We start from the raw sequence: 5,418 nt of genomic DNA, 5'->3' as shown, positions 1-5,418 counted from the left end.
ATTACCAATTACCAATTACCAATTACCAATTACCAATTACCAATTACCAATTACCAATTACCAATTACCAATTACCAATTACCAATTACCAATTACCCAACCGTTAATCGCTCAATCCCCTTCGGCAATTTGCTTTAAAACCCACTTGTTTATGCCTTCAGGGGAAATAACATAGCGATAGTAAGTAGAGCCTCGAATAATTACTTGGATTTTTTTCGGACTGATTTTTTCGCTCTCAATAGTTAGGCATCCGTGGCCTGTTTCTTGCCAAGTCTGCATCAGCAAGGTCTCGATTTTGGCAAATAGACTGTTGATTGAAGTTTCCGTGCTATCTGGTTCTCTTGACATATTACATAAGTTGAGATACAAGTTGACAGACTCTCTCGCCACTAGGACGCGAGCCTCTCTATTTGAGCTATCGGCGCAACTTGTTCTTTTTTATGCAAATCCCGTATACTTTTTACAAAACTTTACACAACTGGCGATCGCGCCTGATTATATATATTCCGGTAAAATAACCGTTATCACTTTCGATCGTTCGGACTGAACTCCTCTCTTGTTTGATGAGGACTTCAGTCTGAAAGATCGAACAAATTTAATTGCGATCGTTCCAAACCGGTTTTCCACCTCAGCTAGGTAACAGTAATCATTAATAAATTACTATTACACCTCATTTGTCAAGCCCCAAAAGTTATATATTTAATTGAAGTAAAAGTATTTTTTTGATAGTGAGGTGAACAAACCATCGCCTCAAATATCAAGCTCATCAACTGGGTGCGAGCTTTTAAAAGTACCGTGCCGGGGTAAATGCTTCTGAGACTCCCGTCTTTCCCACCGTGCAAGGATTTTTTTTCAATCTGTGATTTTTCCGCGCTCTCCGGTTCCAACTATCTACTAGATACCAATTGCACCCGGCCAGCATCCATTTCATCCATTAATAACTCTAAAGCCTCATAATCAATATCCGAGATGTAGCCCAAACGGGTGAGCTCGTTGTTGATTTCGTTTTCAATGTCAGGCGTCAACTGCTTAATGTAGAGGGCTTTTTCTACAAGTTGACGAATAGCATGAGTTGCTTGCATAGTATATCGGAGAACTCCGTACAGTATTATTGTCATCTTAACAGTCGATGGAGTGAGTGATCCAAATCAGAACTAACCAGTGATTTCAATTACATTGCTCAGTTTAACCTAACAGCTAGGATAAGGTCGATCGCAATCTTTACGATTGCCAACACTAAACCTCGTCGCACAAATAAAAAATAGTATAGTAGCTTACCTTTACTCCGTAAATCTTGCACAAACTTTTATAAAAAAGACTAAATAAATAAAGATTCAGTAAACTACTCAAAACTACCGATCGGTTTTCCTCAGGTAGGGTTACGCTCGTAGGTGTCAAGTAGGTTTAGGCTTACCTCCGTCCAGTACGGTAGTTGAAAATACGTAGCAACCATAGGTTTGATATATGCAGACACTTCTTGCCCATAAACCACTTAGGGTGATTCGACCCCTAGACCACCTAAATGCAGCCACAGCCGGAGAATTCACAGAGCAACTAACCACAACAATTTCAGCCCCTGGAGTAGTAGCGGTACTCGTAGATGTTGGCGCAGTAACATTTATTGACAGCGCGGGTTTGATGGCATTGATTTCCGGCCTCAAGCAGGCGAAAAAAATGGGACGCAGGTTTAGTCTGTGTTCAGTTACCGCCGGAATTAGAATGATTCTGGAACTCAGCCAACTCGATCGAGTTTTTGAGATATTTGAAAATGTCGAAAGCTTTGAAGCAGCAAACTCTTGTCTTGTGTAAACAAGCACTTCTAGAATCTACTCACCAGTGAAAACAAGTAAGCAAACACAGCAACTTGAGTTAAAGGGCTCCAAAGAGATAGGACTGCCGTTGGCGTATTGGCAGATTTTAAGGTAGGCTGCTTAAGAGTCGCAAATATGAGAGCGAGTCGAGCCGTGGCAGTAAAAATCGAAGAATTACTTACAGCAGAAATCAATCAGCCTGCTCGTTATCTAGGAAACGAGTTGGGGGCTGTACGCAAGCCTTGGGATGGGGCGTCTGTACGCTGGGTGCTCACATATCCAGAAGTGTATGAAGTTGGTGCTTCCAATCTGGGACACATCATCCTTTACAATATTTTGAATGCCTTGCCGAGACAGTTGTGCGATCGAGCTTATTTGCCCGCACCAGACTTAGCAGCAAAACTGCGATCCTCTCCGAGGGCTGCGCTAACGACCAAAACTCCCCTGTTTGCTGTAGAATCTAGGCGATCGCTCACAGAATTTGATATTCTCGGCTTCAGCCTCAGCTACGAACTCGGAGCAACAAACATTCTGGAAATGCTGGATTTAGCCGGCATTCCCCTAACTTGGAAAGAAAGAGCGACAAATGCCCAAAATGGCGGCGATTTGCCGCTAATTTTTGCTGGCGGACAAACCGCAACCTCCAATCCCGAACCCTACGCTGACTTTTTTGACTTCATCGCTTTGGGAGATGGAGAAGAATTGCTGCCAGAAATTGGCTTGATTTTGGCAGAAGGCAAAACTAATAATTTGAGCCGAGAAGCACTATTGCTGGATTTAGCGCAAATTCCCGGCGTTTACGTGCCCCAATTCTACGATATGGCGGCAGATGGTTCTGTTCATCCCAACCGCCCGCAAGTCCCAGAAAAAATTCTGCGCCGCGTAGCAACTCCCATACCAGCTTATTCGATCGGGCTAGTACCCTACGTCGAAACAGTACACGACAGACTGACAGTCGAAATTCGCCGGGGATGCACCCGCGGCTGTCGCTTCTGTCAGCCGGGAATGCTGACTCGCCCCGCCCGCGATGTGGAACCGCAGCAAGTCGTAGAGGCGATAGAAGAAGGAATGAAAGCCACCGGGCACAGCGAGTTTTCCCTGCTTTCCCTGAGTTGTTCCGACTATCTAGCACTTCCGGCTGTGGGGATGGAAATCAAAAACCGCCTCAAAGACAAAAATATCTCTCTGTCTTTACCCAGTCAGCGGGTTGACAGATTTGACGATAATATTGCCGACATTCTCGGCGGCACGCGACAAAGCGGTTTGACTTTTGCCCCGGAAGCCGGCACGCAGCGGATGCGCGACATCGTTAACAAAGGTTTGACAAACGAAGAATTGTTGCGGGGTGTCAAAACTGCGGTCGATCGCGGTTGGGATAAAATCAAGCTGTATTTTATGATCGGTTTGCCCGGAGAAACCGATTTTGATGTTCTGGGAATCGCCGAAACAGTCCGCTGGCTGCAAAGGGAATGCAGGCTTAATGGCAGGCGGCCACTGAATTTTAACTTGACAATTTCTAATTTTACGCCTAAGCCTCACACTCCTTTTCAGTGGCATTCGGTTTCTACTGCCGAGTTTTCACGCAAGCAAAAATTGCTGAAGGGTGAATTCAAAGCGATGAGAAATATCAAGGTGAATTATACCGATGTGCGGATTTCGGCAATGGAGGATTTTGTCGGTAGGGGCGATCGACGTTTGGGTGCTGTAGTCCGCCGGGCTTGGGAACTGGGCGCCGGTATGGATGCTTGGTGGGAAAACTTGGATACAGCATACAAGGCTTGGACAAGGGCGATCGATGAATCCGGCCTTACCTGGAAATACCGTCAAGTTGAAAGCGGCGAATGGAATCTTTTTCAGAAGGAAGAGGAGAAGGAAGAAGGAAGTTCGGCAACGGATTCTGTAACGGATGTAACGGATGTAACGGATGTAAGTCGTCCGAGGGAAGTCGTCCGAGGGAAGTCGGAAGATTTTCCCGCATCTCCCCCTCTCCCCCTCTCTCCCTCCCCCCCTCTCCCCCTCTTTCTCGATCGACCTTTACCTTGGGATCACTTAGACACGGGAATCGATAAAAACTGGCTGAAACTTGACTTGCAAAAGGCTTTAGAAGCAGCGACGGTTCCCGATTGTTCCTTTGAAGGGTGTTCCCGCTGCGGGGTTTGCGGCACAGATTTCGGACACAATGTGGTTGTAGATGCCCTGCCAATTCCAGATTTTGCTGGGGAATTTGTACCGAATACAGAACGGAAACAGCGTTTTCGGGTTTGGTTTGGGAAGGTGGGCGATATGGCTTTGGTTGGTCATTTGGATTTGCTGCGATTGTTCGATCGAGTTGTCCGCCGGGCCGATTTACCGATTTCGTTTACTGGCGGCTTCCACCCAAATCCTCGGATTTCTGTGGCAAATGCTCTGCCTCTGGGCGTTACCAGCACTGGGGAAATTGCTGATTTTGAACTCACTGAGTCGATCGATCTTGAGATTTTTCGAGCAAAATTGGCGGCGGCTCTGCCGGAAAATATCCCGATTTACAAGGTTGAGTCGATCGACCTCAAAGCTCCTTCTGCCAGTCAATTGTTAGAAGCAGCGGAGTACGTAATTACTGTGGCTGCAACAGGCTTGTTGACGGAAAATGGCGAATCTGACCAGGATAATTCTACTGCTGTCTCCGTCGCAGATACTGCCAATTGGGAAGCTTGGGTGAAGGCGATCGCCGAAACAGAGGCTTTTTGGCGGGTGCACACTACTAAGTCGGGAAAGACGCGGGATGTCAATTTGCGCGATCGGCTGCACAAACTAGAACTTGTGCAGCAATCCGAAGGTACAGCCGTCTTGCGCTATACCGGCAGTTGTCGCAGCGACGGCAACTTGCTCAAGCCCGAACATCTTGTTTTCATGCTCGAACAAGTCAGCCAGCAGGAAATTCAGCTTTTGCAGGTTCAGCGCAGTCAGCTAATCTTGGGTTATGGTTAAAATAGGGAAGCTGTGGTGAAATATTTCACCTTCGGCTCTCGATCGGGATGTGTCGTGTCAAGCTATAATTGCTTGTTATGGAAGCCGCAGCGGCTTGAGCGCTTTTGTCGCTCGTCGCTAAGAGCCAACCAGCAACGCGGGCTGGGTGCAAATTGCTTCTGTTCAAAACTTCAAGCCTTTTTGTACATTCACGGGCTAAATCTAGCGCTAAACCCGCAGGAGCGGAGCATGAACCAAATTGATCGATTAATTTCGATCGATCGAGTGGTTGTCGATCGTCGGCTTAGTCAAAAATCTCATGGTTCAAGCCGAGCCCGCGGGTATTCAACAATAGATGTTTTTGACCTCGATCGAAAACGGATACAAGCCCGGACTTAATTCGTGGAGATCCCAAAATTTTAGACCAAGGTTCAAGCTCCCAGAGTCATCTGTGCTTGTAAATCTAAAATCTCAAATCTAAAATCTAAAATCGACTGACCAGGTTTTAGGGTTGGCAGGGGCGGAGGTTGCAGTCGAATGCCAAGAGTAGAGTCTGTTGAGTGCTATCCGCTAAACACTGGACAAAAGTGGACGAGATAGCCAGTCTAAGTCTTTAACTAGGCTACGTTAGTAAGGTCACGACACCTACGAGTGCTTTCCA

5 protein-coding genes are annotated in these 5,418 nt (G+C 46.6%); 3 read left to right on the top strand and 2 right to left on the bottom strand.

The window, feature by feature from the left end; all coding sequences use genetic code 11:
* Positions 1 to 111: 111 nt before the first annotated feature.
* Together JGK16_RS17055 and JGK16_RS17050 are read right to left on the bottom strand one after the other, a co-directional pair.
* Positions 112 to 348 (bottom strand): hypothetical protein, encoded by a 237-nt coding sequence (locus tag JGK16_RS17055; RefSeq protein WP_293174939.1) that lies wholly within the window; start codon positions 346 to 348, stop codon positions 112 to 114.
* Between the two features lie 539 nt (positions 349 to 887).
* The gene (locus JGK16_RS17050) at positions 888 to 1,082 is read right to left on the bottom strand and encodes a hypothetical protein (RefSeq protein ID WP_293155487.1); all 195 of its coding nucleotides are present in this window, start codon (positions 1,080 to 1,082) and stop codon (positions 888 to 890) included.
* A gap of 382 nt (positions 1,083 to 1,464) precedes the next feature.
* Here JGK16_RS17050 and JGK16_RS17045 point away from each other — a divergent pair, with 382 nt between their 5' ends.
* The 3 genes from JGK16_RS17045 to JGK16_RS17035 all read left to right on the top strand — a co-directional run bounded on the left by JGK16_RS17045 (position 1,465) and on the right by JGK16_RS17035 (position 5,156).
* A complete protein-coding gene (locus tag JGK16_RS17045) occupies positions 1,465 to 1,809 on the top strand; it encodes an STAS domain-containing protein (RefSeq protein ID WP_293174936.1) in 345 nt (114 codons plus the stop codon).
* Positions 1,810 to 1,964: 155 nt separating this feature from the next.
* A complete protein-coding gene (locus JGK16_RS17040; RefSeq protein ID WP_293174933.1) occupies positions 1,965 to 4,778 on the top strand; it encodes a TIGR03960 family B12-binding radical SAM protein in 2,814 nt (937 codons plus the stop codon).
* A 228-nt stretch (positions 4,779 to 5,006) separates the two neighbouring features.
* Positions 5,007 to 5,156, top strand: a complete 150-nt coding sequence (locus JGK16_RS17035) for a hypothetical protein (protein ID WP_293203291.1) — start codon at positions 5,007 to 5,009, stop codon at positions 5,154 to 5,156.
* Positions 5,157 to 5,418: the final 262 nt, after the last annotated feature.

The organism is Microcoleus sp. PH2017_09_SFU_O_A (assembly GCF_020738625.1).
Taxonomy (GTDB): Bacteria; Cyanobacteriota; Cyanobacteriia; order Cyanobacteriales; family Microcoleaceae; genus Microcoleus.
The sequence above is the reverse complement of the archived record's forward strand: the minus strand, read 5'-3'. Positions and strand labels throughout refer to the sequence as shown.

What these genes read in the sequence shown, in the direction of transcription:
- JGK16_RS17050 (WP_293155487.1), bottom strand. Translation starts at nt 1,082, where the DNA reads ATGCAAGCAACTCATGCTATTCGTCAACTTGTAGAAAAAGCCCTCTAC.
- JGK16_RS17035 (WP_293203291.1), top strand. Translation starts at nt 5,007, where the DNA reads ATGAACCAAATTGATCGATTAATTTCGATCGATCGAGTGGTTGTCGAT.
- JGK16_RS17055 (WP_293174939.1), bottom strand. Translation starts at nt 348, where the DNA reads ATGTCAAGAGAACCAGATAGCACGGAAACTTCAATCAACAGTCTATTT.
- JGK16_RS17045 (WP_293174936.1), top strand. Translation starts at nt 1,465, where the DNA reads ATGCAGACACTTCTTGCCCATAAACCACTTAGGGTGATTCGACCCCTA.